16 protein-coding genes are annotated in these 16,292 nt (G+C 71.9%); 9 read left to right on the top strand and 7 right to left on the bottom strand.

The features are described 5' to 3' along the window. Nucleotides 1-8 precede the first annotated feature (8 nt). From AB2L27_RS10310 to AB2L27_RS10280, 7 genes are all read left to right on the top strand, one after another. Entirely contained in the window at nucleotides 9-1,121 is a 1,113-nt protein-coding gene (locus tag AB2L27_RS10310) for an alcohol dehydrogenase catalytic domain-containing protein (protein ID WP_370441382.1), read from the top strand. 70 nt (nucleotides 1,122-1,191) lie between these two features. Beyond that, nucleotides 1,192-1,740 (top strand): cupin domain-containing protein, encoded by a 549-nt coding sequence (locus AB2L27_RS10305; RefSeq protein ID WP_370441381.1) that lies wholly within the window; start codon nucleotides 1,192-1,194, stop codon nucleotides 1,738-1,740. Nucleotides 1,741-1,748: 8 nt separating this feature from the next. Then, on the top strand, nucleotides 1,749-3,023 hold the full coding sequence (locus AB2L27_RS10300; protein ID WP_370441380.1) for a DUF3500 domain-containing protein: 1,275 nt from the start codon (nucleotides 1,749-1,751) through the stop codon (nucleotides 3,021-3,023). Continuing rightward, entirely contained in the window at nucleotides 3,014-3,781 is a 768-nt protein-coding gene (locus tag AB2L27_RS10295) for an RraA family protein (RefSeq protein ID WP_370441379.1), read from the top strand. The genes AB2L27_RS10300 and AB2L27_RS10295 overlap by 10 nt, the downstream gene beginning before the upstream one ends. Continuing rightward, nucleotides 3,778-4,191: a RidA family protein gene (locus AB2L27_RS10290; RefSeq protein WP_370441378.1), complete on the top strand. Its 414-nt coding sequence runs from the start codon at nucleotides 3,778-3,780 to the stop codon at nucleotides 4,189-4,191. The genes AB2L27_RS10295 and AB2L27_RS10290 overlap by 4 nt, the downstream gene beginning before the upstream one ends. Then, nucleotides 4,185-4,979 (top strand): 2-keto-4-pentenoate hydratase, encoded by a 795-nt coding sequence (locus tag AB2L27_RS10285; RefSeq protein WP_370441377.1) that lies wholly within the window; start codon nucleotides 4,185-4,187, stop codon nucleotides 4,977-4,979. The genes AB2L27_RS10290 and AB2L27_RS10285 overlap by 7 nt, the downstream gene beginning before the upstream one ends. Next, nucleotides 4,976-5,740: an HpcH/HpaI aldolase family protein gene (locus tag AB2L27_RS10280; protein ID WP_370441376.1), complete on the top strand. Its 765-nt coding sequence runs from the start codon at nucleotides 4,976-4,978 to the stop codon at nucleotides 5,738-5,740. The genes AB2L27_RS10285 and AB2L27_RS10280 overlap by 4 nt, the downstream gene beginning before the upstream one ends. A gap of 63 nt (nucleotides 5,741-5,803) precedes the next feature. Here the strand turns inward: AB2L27_RS10280 and AB2L27_RS10275 are convergent, their stop codons facing one another. From AB2L27_RS10275 to AB2L27_RS10245, 7 genes are all read right to left on the bottom strand, one after another. Continuing rightward, complete coding sequence (locus tag AB2L27_RS10275) at nucleotides 5,804-6,046, bottom strand: hypothetical protein (RefSeq protein ID WP_370441375.1); 243 nt, start codon at nucleotides 6,044-6,046, stop codon at nucleotides 5,804-5,806. Continuing rightward, nucleotides 6,043-7,116 (bottom strand): methyl-accepting chemotaxis protein, encoded by a 1,074-nt coding sequence (locus tag AB2L27_RS10270; RefSeq protein WP_370441374.1) that lies wholly within the window; start codon nucleotides 7,114-7,116, stop codon nucleotides 6,043-6,045. The genes AB2L27_RS10275 and AB2L27_RS10270 overlap by 4 nt, the downstream gene beginning before the upstream one ends. 467 nt (nucleotides 7,117-7,583) lie before the next feature. Next, complete coding sequence (locus AB2L27_RS10265) at nucleotides 7,584-8,900, bottom strand: MFS transporter (RefSeq protein WP_370441373.1); 1,317 nt, start codon at nucleotides 8,898-8,900, stop codon at nucleotides 7,584-7,586. Nucleotides 8,901-8,970: 70 nt separating this feature from the next. Next, the gene (locus AB2L27_RS10260) at nucleotides 8,971-10,086 is read right to left on the bottom strand and encodes an alcohol dehydrogenase catalytic domain-containing protein (protein ID WP_370441372.1); all 1,116 of its coding nucleotides are present in this window, start codon (nucleotides 10,084-10,086) and stop codon (nucleotides 8,971-8,973) included. Between the two features lie 45 nt (nucleotides 10,087-10,131). Then, on the bottom strand, nucleotides 10,132-11,370 hold the full coding sequence (locus AB2L27_RS10255) for a cytochrome P450 (RefSeq protein ID WP_370441371.1): 1,239 nt from the start codon (nucleotides 11,368-11,370) through the stop codon (nucleotides 10,132-10,134). Between the two features lie 21 nt (nucleotides 11,371-11,391). Continuing rightward, nucleotides 11,392-12,318, bottom strand: coding sequence for a PDR/VanB family oxidoreductase (locus AB2L27_RS10250; RefSeq protein ID WP_370441370.1), 927 nt, complete (start codon nucleotides 12,316-12,318; stop codon nucleotides 11,392-11,394). Nucleotides 12,319-12,696: 378 nt separating this feature from the next. Further along, entirely contained in the window at nucleotides 12,697-14,010 is a 1,314-nt protein-coding gene (locus AB2L27_RS10245; protein ID WP_370441369.1) for an aminomethyl transferase family protein, read from the bottom strand. A gap of 402 nt (nucleotides 14,011-14,412) precedes the next feature. Here AB2L27_RS10245 and AB2L27_RS10240 point away from each other — a divergent pair, with 402 nt between their 5' ends. Then, nucleotides 14,413-15,315 carry a methylenetetrahydrofolate reductase gene (locus tag AB2L27_RS10240; protein ID WP_370441368.1) on the top strand — a complete coding sequence of 301 codons (903 nt, stop codon included), beginning with the start codon at nucleotides 14,413-14,415 and terminating at the stop codon, nucleotides 15,313-15,315. Between the two features lie 65 nt (nucleotides 15,316-15,380). Next, complete coding sequence (gene purU, locus AB2L27_RS10235) at nucleotides 15,381-16,286, top strand: formyltetrahydrofolate deformylase (RefSeq protein ID WP_370441367.1); 906 nt, start codon at nucleotides 15,381-15,383, stop codon at nucleotides 16,284-16,286. Nucleotides 16,287-16,292: the final 6 nt, after the last annotated feature.

The following is a 16,292-nucleotide window of genomic DNA, read 5'->3' as shown; positions in this document are numbered from 1 at the left end:
AGGGACCCATGAGCAAGACCATGCGAGCCGCCCGGATGCACGCGACGGGCGAAGACCTGCGCATCGACACGATCGACGTCCCCGAGCCGGGGCCCACCGACGTCCTGGTGGAGGTGAGGGCCTGCGGGATCGTGCCCAACCTGCGCAACGTGCTGGACAACATCACCACGTGGTTCCCCCACCTGGTGATGCCGGAGCTGCCGGCCATCTTCGGTCTCGACGCCGCCGGCGTCGTCGTCCGCAAGGGGTCGCAGGTCCACGGCGTCGAGCTGGGGCAACGCGTCTACGTGAACCCCGCCCGCTACTGCGGCGGGTGCCGGCCCTGTCGGGCCGGTGACCACATCTCGTGCGCCTACTACACCTTCAACGGCTACTTCGGGTTCGGTCCCGGCTCGAAGGAGATCTACAAGGCCTACCCCTACGGCGGCCTGGCGGACTACATGACCGCGCCGCAGTACAGCCTGGTCGACCTGCCCGACTCCGTGTCCTTCGAGACGGCGGCGCGCTGGGGATACCTCGGGACCGCCTACCGCGCGCTGCGCCGGGCCGGCGCCGGACCGCACAGCACCCTGCTGGTCAACGGGGCGAGCGGCACCCTGGGCATCGGGGCGGTGCTCTTCGGGCTCGCGCTCGGCGTCCGCGAGATCTACGGCACCGGGCGCGACCTGGAGCTGCTCAAGCAGGTGGAGGCACTGGCCCCCGGCCGGATCCGGACCCACGCCCTCGGGGACGAGGTCAGCGTGACGAACTGGGTGCACGGTCTCACCGGAGGCGTCGGCACCTCGATCGTCGTCGACGCGCTCGGGCCCGGGGCGCCGCAGTCCAGCACCCTCGACGCGTTCGGGGCGCTCGCGCGCGGCGGCACTCACGTCAACATCGGCGCCGTGGCCGGGGAGCTGCCCATCAACCTCCACGAGGTCATGGACCGCAACCAGACCCTCGTCGGCTCGCTGTGGTTCACCCCGACCGACGGCCAGGAGATGGCCGACCTCGCCGCGGTGGGCGCCGTCGACCTGTCGGTGCTCGAGCACGAGGTCTTCGGCCTGGAACGGGTCAACGAGGCGCTGGCGGTGTTCAAGAACCGCAACGGCGGCTTCAGCAACTACGTCATCGTCCCCTGACGCGCCGGGGGGCCGTCACCCGCCGTCCCGCACCCTCCCGCACCCTCCCGCACGGAACCAGGAGAAACCCATGAAGGTCAGGCGAGTCGTCGCAGGCAACGACGCCAGCGGCAGGTCGGTGTTCCTCTCCGACGACGCCGTCCCGCACTCCCACGAGTACCAGCACCTGCCCGGACAGGCCCACGCCCGGATCTGGTTCTCCGGCGGGGTGCCCAGCACCACCCCGCCGGAGGGGGAGCCGACCACCGACGAGGGACCGCTCTTCCCCGCAGCGGGAGGTTCGAGCTTCGTCATCGTGCAGTACGCGCCGGACTCGGTGGCCTTCCAGCCCGGCTTCGACGGCGCCGCGGCAGGTGGCGAGTTCGCCGCCAAGCTGCCCGACCTCGCGGCCGCCATGGAACCGGACTCCCCGGGGATGCACCGCACGCAGAGCCTCGACCTGGGCGTCGTGCTCGACGGCGAGATCTGGCTGGAGCTGGACGGGGGCGCGGAGACGCTCTTGCGGCGCGGCGACACGATCGTCCAGCTCGCGGGCCGTCACGCGTGGCGCAACAAGTCCGACCAGCCGGCCACGGTCGCCTTCGTCTTGACCGGGGTCTCCGACCCCGCCGGGAGCTGACCGCACCGGTGAGCTCTCCCACCACCGCGGGCGGCAGGCGCGACGACGAGGACGAGGACGTCTTCGGGTTGCGCCCCTTCGTCGCACGCTCGTCCCGCCAGCGCGTCGACTCCGGGCCGATGTACGCGTCGATCATCCAGCCGGTCCGGCCCTTCACCGGCGTCCAGATCGCGGACGCCGGTCCACCGGCCGCGGTGGAGGGGAGGACCCGGCCGGCCCCACCGCCGGGCAGTCCCGACCCGCGCACCGCGGCGGCGGTCACCGACGCCGGCGCCGCGCTCCTGGACGGCTTGACCGCCGACCAGCGGGACCGGGTGACCCACCCGGTCGATTCCGAGCAGTGGCAGACGTGGCTGAACACCCACCCGAACATCCTCCGCCACGGCCTGCTGCTGGAGGAGCTGACCGACCAGCAGCGCCACCTGGTCACCGGCCTCATGCGCGCCTCGCTGTCCGAGCGCGGCTACCAGCAGGCGCGCGACATCATGCGCATCAACGGCCACCTCGTGGAGCTGAGCGGGCGGGCGGAAGAGTTCGGCGAGTGGCCCTACTTCGTCTCCGTCTTCGGGACCCCCGGCCTCGACCGGCCGTGGGGCTGGCAGCTGGACGGCCACCACCTCGTGCTCAACGTGGTGGTGGTCAACCAGCACGTGGTGACCACCCCCGCCTTCATGGGCTCCGAGCCCTGCGCCATCACCTCGGGTCCGCTGGCCGGGACGCGCGTGCTGCGCCCGGAGCACGACGCCGGTCTGCGGTTCATGCGCTCCCTGGACGCCCACCAGCGCCCGACGGCCACCACGCGCCCGTCGATCCGCACCGCCGACCTCCCTCCCGAGCTGCTGCACCCCGTCAACGGGCGGGTGCTGTCCGGGCCGTTCCGCGACAACGTCGTCATCCCCCACGAGGGGGTGCGCGGTGCGGACCTCACCCCGACGCAGCGCTCGCTGCTGCTCTCGGCCATCAGCACGTACCTGGAGTGGAGCCCCGACACCACGGCGGCCGTGCGACGGGCTCTGGCCTCGGAGCTGCTCGACGAGACGAGCTTCTCCTGGATGGGGGAGGTCGCCGATCGCGGCCCGTTCTACTACCGCATCCTCGGGCCGAGCGTGCTCATCGAGTTCGACCACCACGCCGGCACCGTCTTCGACAACCCCGACCCGACGCCGAACCACATCCACACGATGGTCCGCACCCCGCTGGGCGGGGACTACGGCGTCGACCTCATCCGCCAGCACCACGAGCGCTGGGACCACTCCACCGGGAGGCACACTCCGTGGACCTGACCGACACCTCCGCGCGCCCCGAGGGCACCGGGTCCGGGGGGCTGAGCGACGAGCTGCGGACCGCCCTCGGCTCCGTGAGCGTGGAGACGCTGGTGCACCAGCTGCAGAAGCGCGGCATCACCAGCACCTTCCTGACCGGCCTGCACCCCCTGGTCCCCACGCAGCGCATGGTCGGCCGAGCCCTCACCCTGCGCTTCGTGCCCTACCGCGAGGACCAGGAGAGCTCGTTCATGAGCGGCACCAACGCGCAGCGACGGGCCGTGGAGGCCGCGGGTCCCGGTGACGTCCTCGTCATCGACGCCCGCGGTGTCCCGGACGCCGGCACCATCGGGGACCTCTTCGTGCTGCGCCTCCTGCAGCGCGGCGCCGCCGGCGTGGTCACCGACGGAGCCCTGCGGGACGCACCGGCGATCCGCGAGCTCGGGCTGCCGGTGTACCACCAGGCCGCGCACGCGGCCACCTTCCGGCGCCGCCACCTCCCCCACGAGGTCGGCCAGCCCGTCGCCTGCGGCGGAGTCCTCGTGGTGCCCGGGGACGTCGTCGTCGGCGACGGCGGCGGGTGCACCGTCGTACCCTTCTCCCTCGCAGCCGAGGTGGCGCAGGACGCCGTCCAGCAGGAGCTGGAGGAGACCTGGGCCGCCGAGCGGCTGCGCGCCGGGGAGAGCACCGCGGGGGTCTTCCCCCTCTCGGCGGCACGCCGACCGGAGTTCGAGGCGTGGGCAGCCGCGCGGGCCTGCGGGCCGACGGCCGCGCCGTGACCGTGGGACCGCCCGAGGGCCGACGGGCCGTCGACGTCGACGGCTTCGGCCACAAGAACCCGCTGCCGGCCGCGAGCCGCCTGGGACCGTTGCTCGTGTCCAGCATGGTGATCGGCTACGACCCGGGCACCACCGACGTGCCTCCCGAGCCGTCGGCGCAGGTGGCCAACCTCTTCCACCACGTGGCGGCGGTGCTCCACGCCGGCGGGGCCGGCTGGGAGCACGTGGTGCGGATGACCTTCTACCTGCCCGACCTCGCTCAGCGGACCGCCGTCAACGAGGTCTGGACGGCCACCTTCCCCGACGCCGCCACCCGCCCCGCGCGGATCGCCCACGAGGTCGCGCACCCCCTGGGCATCCGGTGCGAGTTCATCGCCTACGCACCGCCCCCGGAGGAGACCCCGTGCTGACGGAACAGGAGCGGGCCGCAGCGGCCCGAGCGCTGTACGACGCCGAGCGAGACCGCGCCTGGATCGAGCCGCTGACGAACACCCATCCCGGCATGGACGTCGAGGACGCCTACCGCGTGTCCATGCTCGTGACCGAGTTGAAGGTCGCGGCCGGGCGTCGCGTGGTGGGCCACAAGATCGGGCTCACCTCGCCGGCCATGCGCGAACTCGTGGGAGCCGACGAGCCCGACTTCGGCTCCCTCTTCGACGACTGGGTGGTGCCGGAGTCGAGCACCATCCCCGTCGAGGAACTCAACGAGGCCCGCGTGGAGATCGAGCTGGCGTTCGTCCTCGGGCGGCCGCTCGACGTGCCGCGACCGACCGCCGCCGACGTCGTCCGCGCCACGGAGTTCGTACTGCCGGCGATGGAGGTGGTCGACAGCCGCTTCCGCGTGCGGGGGACAGTCGTCGACAGCATCGCGGACGCCGCCACGTGCGGCCGCGTGGTGCTGGGCAGCCGGCCGCGCCGCCTCACCGACATCGACGTCAACGCCGTGGTCGGCTCGCTCGAGATCAACGGCGAGGTGGTGGAGCGCGGCACCTCGGCGGCGTCGATGGGCAGCCCCGTCAACGCGGTCGCCTGGCTCGCCGCCACCCTGCACGAGTTCGGGGTGCCCCTGGAGCCGGGCCACGTGATCCTCTCCGGCTCGTTCGTCCGGGCGCCGTGGATCTCCGCGGGCGACTGCCTGACCGCGCGCTTCGAGGGCTGCGGCCAGGTCAGCGTGGACATCGGCCAGGCGGCCGCGTGAGCGGCGTCATGGACCACCCCCTGCGCTCGGCCTGGACCGCTGGGCGTCCCGCGCTGGGCGCGTGGCTGCTCACCGCGGACACCCTGGTGGCCCAGACCGTCGCGGGACTGGGCTTCGACTACGTCGGTGTCGACGCCCAGCACGGAGCCGCCACCGACGCGTCCACCCAGGAGCTCGTGGCAGCGCTCGCGCCCCGCACCACGCCGCTGGTGCGCGTGCGCCAGAACGACGCCGGGCTCATCGGCCGCGCGCTGGACGCCGGCGCCTTCGGCGTCGTCGTGCCCCTCGTCGAGTCGGCCGAGCAGGCCGCGGCCGCGGTGGCGGCGTGCCGCTACCCGCCGGGCGGGCTGCGCAGCTTCGGCCCCGCCCGGGCCCGCGCGCTGCACGGCGGCGACTACGCCCAGCGGGCCGACGCGGCCGTGTGCTGCATCCCCATGATCGAGACCGCCGCGGGACTGGCGCGGGTCGACGAGGTGCTGGCCGTCCCGGGCGTCGACGGCGTCTACGTGGGCCCCGCCGACCTGTCGTTGAGCCTGGGGCTGCCGGCCCTGCTCGACCAGGACGACGCCCGCTTCGACGACGCGCTGGCCGCCGTGGTGGCCAGCGCGCGGCGGCACGGGGTCCCCGCGGGCGTCCACGCCAGCGCGGCGCTCGCCGGGAAGCGCCTCGCGCAGGGCTTCACCATGGTGACCGTGGCGGTGGACCAGTCCGTCCTCACCGAGGGGATGCGCTTCGCCCTGGACCGGGGCCGCGCCGGCTGAGGAGGCGCTGCGTCGCCGACCACCAGCAGTGGACGAGGTGGGCCGGACGCCGCGGGCAGGTGCTCACACCCCCGACACGACGTGCTGCGCCTCCTCGAGGGAGGTCACGAACGTGACGGGCAGACCCGCCTCGTCGACGCCTCGCTGGGCTTGCAGGGCGGCCACGGCGAAAGGCATGACGAAAGCAGAGCGCGCCATCTGGCTCTGCATGAGGGGACCCCAGGTCTTGAGCAGTTCGTGGTGGACTTCAGGGGTCACCGGGACCTGCTCGCGGAGGTCGAAGATGCCCACCCACCCAGGCTTCACGCCCCGGATCCCGTCCTGGAGACGGCGCGCGTAGTCCTGGGCCTCCTGGGCCGTCGACACGCAGGATGCTCTGGGAGATGTCCTGCACTCGCAGGGCAGCCCCCTGCGTGGTGTCGGCCAGGGCGCTGGTGGTCGCCGTCTGCTCTTCCACGGCGGCCGCGATGGTTTCCTGGTGCTCGGAGATGACGTCGATGATCGCGCCGACGGCTTCGAGGGCGACGGTCGCTGCCAGCGAGTCGGCCTGGAGCGTCGACACCAGTGCGGTGATCTCCTCGGTCGCCCGAGTGGTCGGTCTCCCCCGCGAGGTCCTCGACCTCACCGGCGACGACGGCGAACCCCTTGCCCGCATCGCCGGCGCGGGCGGCCTCGATGGTGGCGTTGAGCGCCAGGAGGTTGGTCTGGGCAGCGATGGCGGTGATGGTCTCGACGACGCCGCCGGTGGTCGCGGAGCTGCGCCCCGGGGCCTCCATGGTGCCGGTGGCGGCGTGCACTGCGCCGACGCCCTCGTTCGCTGCGACGGAGGCCCGCGACACCGAGGCGGAGATCTCGTCGATCGCCGCTCCCACCTGCTTCCCGGCAGCCGCCGGGCTCACCATCTGCTGAGCCATCTCCTCGGCGGAGACGTTCACCTGCGGCACGTCGTGAGCGGCGCTGGCGGCACTGCCCGAGATCGTCCCCGCCAGGATCTTCAGCTCACGGCTGGCGAAGGTCAGGAGGGCGACGGACGAGGGCACGGCCGACAACGTCGCGGAGAGGTTCCGCGCGGCTTCCCGCAAACCCGGGTCGGTCGCCTCGTCCGTGACGACGCCACGAAGATCGCCGTCTCCGAGCAGTGACACACCGTCGCCGCGGTCACGGACGGCACGACTGGTCGTCCGGGTCACGACGAGACCGGCGAGGATCACAACCGCCGGCCACGGACCGCCGACAGTCGCAGCGAGCAACCACACGAGCACACCGGTGACCGCCACGAGAGACCCGGCGACGAATCGCGGGTGGGAGGTGTGCATCTGAACGGGTCTCCTCGAGGTCGCCGTCGTCCTCGAGGATCCATCGGCCGACGTGTCCACCGACTGGAGCCTCGACGCCGCACTGTCCGCCCGGTGGGTCTGTTGAAGTGGAGGCCTCTGCTGCGCGATCAGGTGCCACCCGGGGTTTGCGTCCGGCCGGCGTGGTGCACCGCCGAGAGCTGGACCGGTGAGGGCGACGGTGACGACGCGCACGGCCCTCGAGGATCGCAGGGGCTCCCCCACCGACCCGGGCTGCGGAGGGGAACTGTGCCCGCCCCGCAGCATCGACCGGTCACCGACGCCGGCACCACCAGAACCCGTGAGCGCGTCGAGGACCGGTGCACCCCGTCCGGGACGTGACCTACGGCGAGGACGCCTGCCGCGTCCTCACCAGGTCCGGTCCACGGATGGGTCCCGTCCTCCGCGACCCGTCGACACGTCCCGCGCAGGGCCGACGTGGGAGTTTCCCGGGTGCCGCCCTCCGAGGCCCGAGGTCCAGGTGGCCTCGATGCGGCTGGTGTCGTCCCTCAGACGCTCACTCCGGCGGGCTCGCGCCGTCCGATCCTCCCCGGCAGGAGCAGCACCGCGACCACCGAGATGGTGCACACGACGAGCAGGTACACGACCACGGGCGTGGTGGTGCCCGTGGAGGCGTACAGCGCCGTGGCGATCAGTGGCGCGAAGGCTGCGCCGAGGACCTGGGAGATGGTGTACCCGGCGGACGCACCCGAGTAGCGGACCTCCGGGGTGAACACCATGGAGAACAGCGAGCCCGTCACTCCCCCCACGGCCGCCATGCCGCAGCCGAAGATGAGGACGATCGCCGCGGCGAAGGCCACCGGGTCGCCGGTGTTGATCAAGGCGAAGGCGGGGACGATGCTCAGCAGCAGCAGCCCCGCACCGACGAGGTAAACCGTCTTCCTCCCGATCCTGTCCCCCAGGGCGCCGAACAGCGGGGTGAGGACCGTGGAGATCGCCGCTGCGACGAAGACCCCCAGGAGGACGCGCGTGCGCGGCAGCTCCAGGACCCCGGTGGCGTAGGAGACGAGGTAGGCGATGGTGATGTACGCCATCACCCCCTGGCTGAGGTAGGTGCCGGCGACGAGGAAGATCACCCGGGGATGGCGGCGGAAAGCCTCCCGCAGCGGCGCCTTGACCGGCGTCCCCGACTCCCGGATCCGCGCGAACTCCGGGCTCTCGTCGAGGGAGAGCCGGATCAGCAGCCCGATGAGGACGAGTCCTGCGCTGAAGAGGAAGGGAACCCGCCACCCCCAGCTCGCGAAGGCCTCAGGAGCGAGCTGGCTGGCCAGGTAGAACGCGATCGTCGCCAGAGCCACACCGGCGGGTGCACCCATCTGCGGGAAGGCTCCGAAGAAGCCGCGACGCCCCGGGGGGGCGTGCTCCACGGCCATCAGCGTCGCGCCGCCCCACTCGCCACCGACGGCGAAACCCTGGACCAGACGCAGCAGGGTCAGCAGGACGGGCGCGGCGACGCCGATGGTGGCATAGCTGGGCATGAGGCCGATGAGGGTGGTCGCGGCACCCATCACCGTCAGCGAGATGACGAGCATCTTCTTGCGGCCGACGCGGTCGCCGAAGTGGCCGAAGACGGCGCCGCCCACGGGGCGAGCCAGGAACCCGACGCCGAACGTCGCGAAGGCGAGCAGCGTGCCGATCAGCTGGCTGTCCCCCGGGAAGAAGAGGGTCGGGAAGACCAGTGCTGCGGCGGTGCCGTAGATGAAGAAGTCGTAGTACTCCACGGTGGTGCCGACGAAGCTGGCTAACGCCACCTTCAGCGGGGACCGGCTCGTCGAGGTGGTCCCGGTGTCCGAGGTGGTGATCAATGTTCTCTCCAGGGGTCGGTGCCGTGCACCGCGGGCCTCGCCGACAGCGGTGGTGGGTGGAGGACGAGCCTCAGGGCTTCAGGACGTAGTTGCTGAAACCACCGTTGCGGTTGGCGATGACGGCGAGCGCCTCGTTGACCTGTTCGAGCTCGAACACCTCGTGCTCCAGGACGCTGAGGTCGAGCACACCGCTCTCGACCATGCTCGCCATGGCCTGGCCGTCGGCGGTGTCGAACCACAGCGACGCCACGACGCGCTGGTCGTTGGACATGAGCACGTTGAGGTTGATCGGCAACGCGCCCAGCACCCCACCGACGGGGACGTGGCGGCCACCGCGCGCCAGACCGGCCAGTGCCTCCAGCAGCGGCTGCGGCTCGGCGCCCGACTGGAGGGCGTCGATGACGATGTCGGCGCCCCGCCCGCCGGAGCTCTCCCGGATCCACGCGGCCACGTCGCCCTCGGCGGCGTCCACCGTGGAGAAGACCCCGACGCGGTGCGGGTCCAGTGCCTCGACCTGGGCCAGCAGCCCTCGGTTGCGGGCGATGCCGAGGACCTTGCGCGCTCCCATGGCCAAGGCCATGAGCACCGCACCGACGCCGAGCGTCCCGCTGGCTCCGTTCACGACGACCACGCTGTTGCTGTCGACACGGGCCTCGCGCAGGGCCCGGTACGCCGTGCCGAGGTACCCCAACCTGGCGGCACCCTCGAAGGAGAGGTTGTCGGGAATCGTCACCAGGCTGTACAGCGGAGCCGTCATGTACTCCGCCAGACCGCCGTAGGGGTAGTCGGCGAAGAGTTCGGCGGAGCCGGGACCGAACCCGAAGTACCCGCTGAAGGTGTAGGCGGGGCACTGCTGCGGGTCACCGGTGCGACAGGCGTGGCAGCCGCCGCAGTGCCGTCCCGGGTTGACGTAGACGCGTTGGCCCGCCTCGATGCCGTGGACCTGGGCACCGGTGGCCACGACGACTCCGGCGACGTCGAGGCCGAAGATCGCCGGGAGCGGTGGGAAGGTGAGGTGCGGCCACCACTCGGGCAGGAAGTTCAGCACGTTCCCGAGGTTGGGGACGATGCCGCAGGCCTTGACCTGCACGAGCACGTCGGTCGGGCGGGGTTCGGGGACCTCCACCTCGTCGACGGTGAAGGGCTGGTGGAGGGCGTGCATGCGGGCAGCGCGCATCGTGGCCATGGGTGACCTCTCGGGAGTCGTCGTCGACGGAAGGGTGGCTGCGGGTCAGGCGAGGTGGAGGCGGAGGGGGAGGGATTCCCACATGCGCAGGGTGTTGTTGAGGTGCCGGCGAGGTTCCCCGGTGAGCTCGATGCGTTCGACCCGTGGGAGGAGAGCGGTCAGCAGCGACTGCGCCTCGAGGCGGGCGACGTGCTGGCCGACGCAGTGGTGCACGCCCATGCCGAAGCCGACGTGGCCGGACGGGTCCCGGGTGAGGTCGAACGCGTCGGGGTCGGGGTGCTCGGGTGTGGACCAGCGCCGCGGGTCGCGGTTGGCCGAGCCCAGGAACATGAGGATCTTGTGGCCCTCGGGGACGACCGCTGCGCCTGCGCTCACGTCGCGGGTGGCGACCCGGAAGAAGGTCTGCACCGGGGACTCCCAGCGCACCGCCTCGTCGAAGGCGACCCGGATCAGCTCGGGTTCGGCACGCAGTCGCTGCCACTGGTCGGGGTGCAGGGCGAAGGCGTTGAGGACGGCGGCGATGCCGCTGATGGTGGTGTCCAACCCTGCGGACAGCAGCGCGCGGACGAGCATCGGCGCGTGCTCGGGCAGGATCTCCCCACGGTCCGCCGCGGCCCAGACCTGCGCGCCGAAGCCGTCGGCGCTGAGCACGTCGCGGGACGTCTGCGCCATGACCCACGCGAGCAGCTCCTGGGCCCGCGCGGCGTGCCGGTCCTTCAGCTCACCGGGCGGTCCGAGCGCGTTGAACTGGTGGTCGCCGTAGGGCAGCAGGTTCTCACGGCCCTCGCTCGGGATGCCGACCTCGTCGGGGAAGACCCGCAGGGGGAAGGCCTCGGCGAGGTCCGGGACCGCGTCGAGGTCCACCGTCCCGCTGCCGGCGCCTGCCACCAGGGCGTTGACGATGCCGTCCGCGTCGGCGGCCCACCGCTCTCGCAGCCGCCGCAGGGCCCGCGGGGAGAGGATGTCCTTCAGCACCCGGTACGGCGCGTCGTGCCGCGGCGGATCGGCCTCGAGGAGCACGCTCGGCGTCCACCAGGGTTTCTCGTGGCGGAAGTTGGGGAGCCCCACGCCGGAGGAGGACTCGAAGTCCTGCCAGTTCCGGAGCGAGTCGTGCACCTCGTCGTACCGCGCCATCGCGTACGCGTCGTAGCGGCTGAGGTGGACGACGGGGCCCGCGTCGCGCAGGGCGGCGTGCAGAGGCAGCGGGTCGGTGAGGTTCTCCAGCGAGAACGGGTCGGCATCGGACGTGGGCAGGACGGCGAGGTCCGTCAGGGCTGAGCTCACGGGGTTCCTCCGGGAAACGGGTCAGAGGTCGAGGACGAGGCGGGGGGTGCAGGAGCGGGACACGCAGACGTACATGCAGTCGTTCGCGGCTCGCCCGACGTCGTCGAGGAGGGAGTCGCGGTGGTCGGGAACGCCCTCGACCACCTCGGTCTCGCACGTCCCGCACAGGCCCTGGCCGCACGAGGACAGGACGTCGGCCCCAGCACCCCGCACCGCGTCCAGCACCGAGACGTCCGGGGTGACCGTGACGGTCCGCCCGGTCCGGGTCAGCTCCACCTCGAACGGTCCCTCGAGCGCGGGGGGACCGGCCTGCACGGCGACGAAGCGCTCGATGTGCAGCGCGTGGCGCGGCCAGTCCGCGCATGCGGCCTCGATGGCATCCAGCAGGCGGACAGGACCGCAGCAGTAGACCTTGACTCCCCCGCGTGGCTCACCGAGGAACCTCTCGAGCACGAGCGGCCCGCACTCGTCACGCGGGTGCAGCCGGACCCGCTCGCCGTAAGCGGAGAGCTCGTCGAGGAACGCCATCGAGGCTTTTCGGCGTCCGCTGTACAACAGCCGCCAGTCCGCTCCGAGCAGGTCCGCCTGCTGGATCATCGGCAGCAGCGGGGTGATGCCGATGCCGCTGGCCACGAACAGGTACGAGGACGAGGGAACCAGGGGGAAGGAGTTGCGCGGTGCTCCCACCCCGACCAGGTCGCCGACGCGGAGCCGGTCGTGCACGAACTGCGAGGCGCCCCGACCGTCGGCCTCGCGGAGCACGCCGATCCGGTAGGTGTGCGCGTCCCACCGGTCCCCGCACAGCGAGTACTGGCGGGTGAGTCCGTCGGGCAGGACGAGGTCGACGTGCGATCCGGGGGCCCAGTCCGGCAGTCGGCGCCCCTCGGGGTCGGCCAGGGAGAGTGCCACGACGCCGTCGGCGACCTCGGTCTTGGTCACCACGCGCATCGTTGGTGCTGAGTTCGAGCCGTTCACGGGAACCTCCCTCAGGCGCGCCGGCGCGCCTGGTCTGAAGCCGGAGGGAGCCTCGTCGCGCCCGCCGTGCCTCGTCACCTCACCGTCGATGACGCCTCGTCACAAGTCAACGAGGCATTTCCGTGGATGGTCCGCGACCGAGCCGAAGAAGATCCGGCCCACCCTGCACCGTGGGCACCTCCCGGTGCGGACCGCCGGTCTTCACCGGTCGGGGTTCGGCAGAACCGGGGGCAGACCCGGCGGACCGCGAGGTGGGGTGATCGGCAACGCGACACCTTCTCCGCCGGACGCGCACGAACCGTGTGGACGGCGGCACCGCCCGGTCGGGGTAACCGGGCGGTGCCGCGGGCCTCAGACCCCGACCGGGGTGTTCGAGCGGTACTCGCTGCGCGCCTTGGCCACGAGCGGAGCCGGCTGGACGGTGGCGCGGATGGCCACTTGGCGGTGGTTCTCCACCTGCACCTTGGAGGACACGGGGGACTCCCCCCAGAGGACGACGACCTCGGTGCCCGGCGTCGCCACGGCGGCGTCGACGACGGCGATCGACAGGACCGCCCGCTCGTTGGCCGAGTAGCCGACGTAGTTGGACCGACCGGCGTAGTTCCCGTCCGGGGTCTGGACGCGGTCGTACTGGTACGTCGCGTAATTGGCGAGCGGCATGTTGAAGTACTTGGCCCCGAGCTCCTCGTCGAACATCGACCCGAAGGCGGCGGCTGTGTCCTCGCGGTTCCAGACCAGGGTGACCTTCTGGTTGGCCTGGGCCGTGCCGTCCGCCAGCTGCGCCTCCAGGGCGGCGCGGCCGATGAAGTCGTGGTCGAACTTGACGATGCGGCCGTAACCGAGGTCGAACGGCGTGAAGTAGTAGTCCTCGATGTCCTCGGAGCGGAAGCTCCCTCCCAGGGAGGCCCTGGCGTCGTGGGAGTCCGCGGTGAGCCAGGCGCGGTGCGCCGCGGTGCTCTCCCCGGTGAAGATGGCCGGCAGGGGCCGCGGCAGCCACCCGGACTCGAGGGTGTTGGTCAGGTACGCGCGCCCGCCCACCTGCACCATGCCGTGCTTGGCCCCGGCCTCCAGCAGCGCGGCGTGCACCGGCTCACGCTCCTCCCACGGGCCCACGAACTCGAACCCGGGCTCACCGGCCATGCCGTGGCGCAGCGCCCGGACCTGCTGCCCGCCGATGGTGAAGCGGGCCCCGTGGAAGAACTTGACCGTGGGGACGTCCCCACCGGTGGCGTCGCGGATGACGTCGATGGCTCCCGGCCCCTGGACCTCGTAGCGGTACGAGCGCGGGGGGCCGACGCGCACGTTGGACGGCTCGTCGCGGGTCAGCTCGACGTCGTAACCTCCTGTCTCGGCGTGGAACTGCAGCCAGTTGACGGTGGCCGCCATGCCGACGGCGTGGAACTCGTCCTCCTCGTAGCGGAAGAGGATGTTGTCGCCGATGAGCTTTCCCTCCCCGTTCACGGCCACGTACTGCTTGGCCGCGTCGACGGGGAAGTTCTCCGTGCTGTTGACCGCGGTGTCGCGGATCAGGCGCAGTGCGTCCGAGCCCTTGATGTTGAGGTTGAACATGTGGTGCGACTGGTCGAAGAGCACCGAAGTGCGGCGCCAGGCGAGCTGCTCGTCGCGCCAGTTGGTGAACTCGGGCGTCAGCCCGGCGATGACCACCGCCGGTGTCTGAGACTCCCAGAGCAGTTGGTGAGCGCTTCCGGCGTTGGCGATCGCGTCATCGAGACTCGCGGCCACGGTCTTCCTCCCGTCGAGCTGGGACGCTCACCGCCGACGGCCCACCGGTGGTTGGTGGAGGGACCGGACTCGGCGGTGAGGGCACGCGCTGACGTGCTGTCCCGGTTCCGTCGATACTGCTCCACGACGTCGCGCGGGTAAAGCAGGCAGAAGCGCGGTGCAACTTCGGCGGACCCGGACAAGTCACGTCGGGTGCTCCGAACTTCGTGTCCGGTAAAGAGTGGTTGCCGGCGCCGGCTGTGACGGTGAACATGCCAGTGGGCTGGCCGGCGCGACGACGCCCCGCACCCACCGACACGGACCCGTGGTGGAGCCGGTCCGCCGGTGAGCAGCCCTTCCGCCACGACGAAGGAGCGCTGGCTCATGAGCGACCGATCCGCCCCGGCAACGAAGCAGCAGCACGCTGCGCGGCGGCGCGTCTTCCAGGACCTGGGCTACGAGGTCATCCCCTTCAAGAAGACGGAGTCGGAGGTGCTGGCGCACGTCCCGAGCGACGTGCGCCTCACCGTCACCGCCTCGCCCGCGAAGGGCCAGGACGCCACCGTCGACCTCGCCGTCGCCCTCGCCGGGCACGGGTACCGCGTCGCGCCGCACCTGTCGGCGCAGCAGGTCCGCGACCGGGTCCACCTCGCCGACGTCGTCGCCGCCTGCCGGGAGGCAGGCATCGCCGACGTCTTCGTGGTGGGCGGTGACCGCACCGACACCCCGACGCAGTTCACCGACGCCCTGGCGCTGCTGCGCGCCCTGCACGAGCTCGACCACGGGTTCACCGGCATCGGCATCGGCGGGCACCCCGAGGGGCACCCCGCCGTCTCCGACGAGGTCCTCCTGCAGGCCCTGGTCGACAAGGCGGCCCTGGCGACGTCCATCACCACGCAGATCGTCTTCGACCCGCGGGTCATCACGGCGTGGGCGCGACGGCTCGCGGACCGCGGCGTCTCGCTGCCCGTGCACGTGGGTGTCCCGGGGGCGGTCAGCCGCACCAAGCTGGTCCGGGTCTCGGCCGGCCTGGGCCTGGGCCAGTCGGCGAAGTTCCTCAGCAAGCAGCAGAACATGTTCTGGCGCTTCTTCACCCCCGGCGGCTACAACCCCGACAAGCTCGTGAAGGCCCTCTCACCGTCCGTGGAGCAGCGCGACAGCCTCATCGACGGATTCCACGTCTTCACCTTCAACGACCTCGGCCCCACCGAGGCCTGGCGGCGGCGCCACCTGGACCGCATCGCGTGAGGCACGACCCCCTGCCCGCCGCGCCGGCGCCTGCGCAGGACCGACGAACCACCAGGAGCCCCCTCATGAGCACCCCCACGATCGACACGCTCCCCCACGCCCGCACGGGTGCGGGCCCGGGCGACACCGGCCGTCTCCTCGTCAAGTGCCGGGACGTGCCCGGTGTCGTCTCGGCGACCAGCACGTTCCTGCGGGACGTGGGCGCGAACATCGTCGACCTGGCCCAGCACTCGACGGAGCAGACGGGAGGGACGTTCTTCCAGCGGACCACGTTCCACCTGCCCGGGCTCTCCGCGGCCGTCGACCAGCTGGCGAAGCGGTTCCAGGCCGACGTCGCCGGGCGCTTCGGGATGTCCTTCCGCCTGGTCGAGGCCGACAAGCCCCAGCGCGTCGCGATCCTGGTCTCCAAGACCGACCACTGCGTGCTCGACCTGCTGTGGCGCAACCGCCGGGGTGAGCTGCCCATGGACGTCGCCATGGTGATCTCCAACCACCCGCAGCTGGCTGAGGAGGTGCGGCCGTTCGGCGTCCCCTTCTTCCACGTGCCCGCGGCCAAGGACAACCGCGCCGAGGCCGAGCAGCGCATGCTGGAACTGCTGCGCGGCAACGTCGACCTCGTGGTCCTGGCTCGCTACATGCAGATCATCACGCCGGAGTTCCTGGAGGGCGTGGGCTGCCCGCTCATCAACATCCACCACTCGTTCCTGCCCGCCTTCATCGGCGCGGCGCCGTACCAGAAGGCCAAGGAACGAGGCGTCAAGCTGGTCGGCGCGACCGCGCACTACGTCACCGCCGACCTCGACGAGGGCCCGATCATCGAGCAGGACGTGGTGCGGGTGGACCACCGCCAGAGCACCGCCGACCTGGTGCGCCTGGGCGCGGACGTGGAGCGCGCGGTGCTCTCGCGGGCCGTCCGGTGGCACCTGGAGGACCGCGTGGTCCGCCACGACGGCACGACCGTCGTCTTCTGAGGGGCC

The organism is Kineococcus halophytocola (assembly GCF_041276425.1).
Classification (GTDB): Bacteria; Actinomycetota; Actinomycetes; order Actinomycetales; family Kineococcaceae; genus Kineococcus; species Kineococcus halophytocola.
This window is presented reverse-complemented; position numbering and strand designations above follow the sequence as displayed.

Excerpts from the sequence above, each read along its gene's own strand:
- AB2L27_RS10310 (WP_370441382.1), top strand. The coding sequence starts at position 9 with ATGAGCAAGACCATGCGAGCCGCCCGGATGCACGCGACGGGCGAAGAC.
- AB2L27_RS10305 (WP_370441381.1), top strand. The coding sequence starts at position 1,192 with ATGAAGGTCAGGCGAGTCGTCGCAGGCAACGACGCCAGCGGCAGGTCG.
- AB2L27_RS10260 (WP_370441372.1), bottom strand. The coding sequence starts at position 10,086 with ATGGCCACGATGCGCGCTGCCCGCATGCACGCCCTCCACCAGCCCTTC.
- AB2L27_RS10250 (WP_370441370.1), bottom strand. The coding sequence starts at position 12,318 with ATGCGCGTGGTGACCAAGACCGAGGTCGCCGACGGCGTCGTGGCACTC.
- purU (WP_370441367.1), top strand. The coding sequence starts at position 15,381 with ATGAGCACCCCCACGATCGACACGCTCCCCCACGCCCGCACGGGTGCG.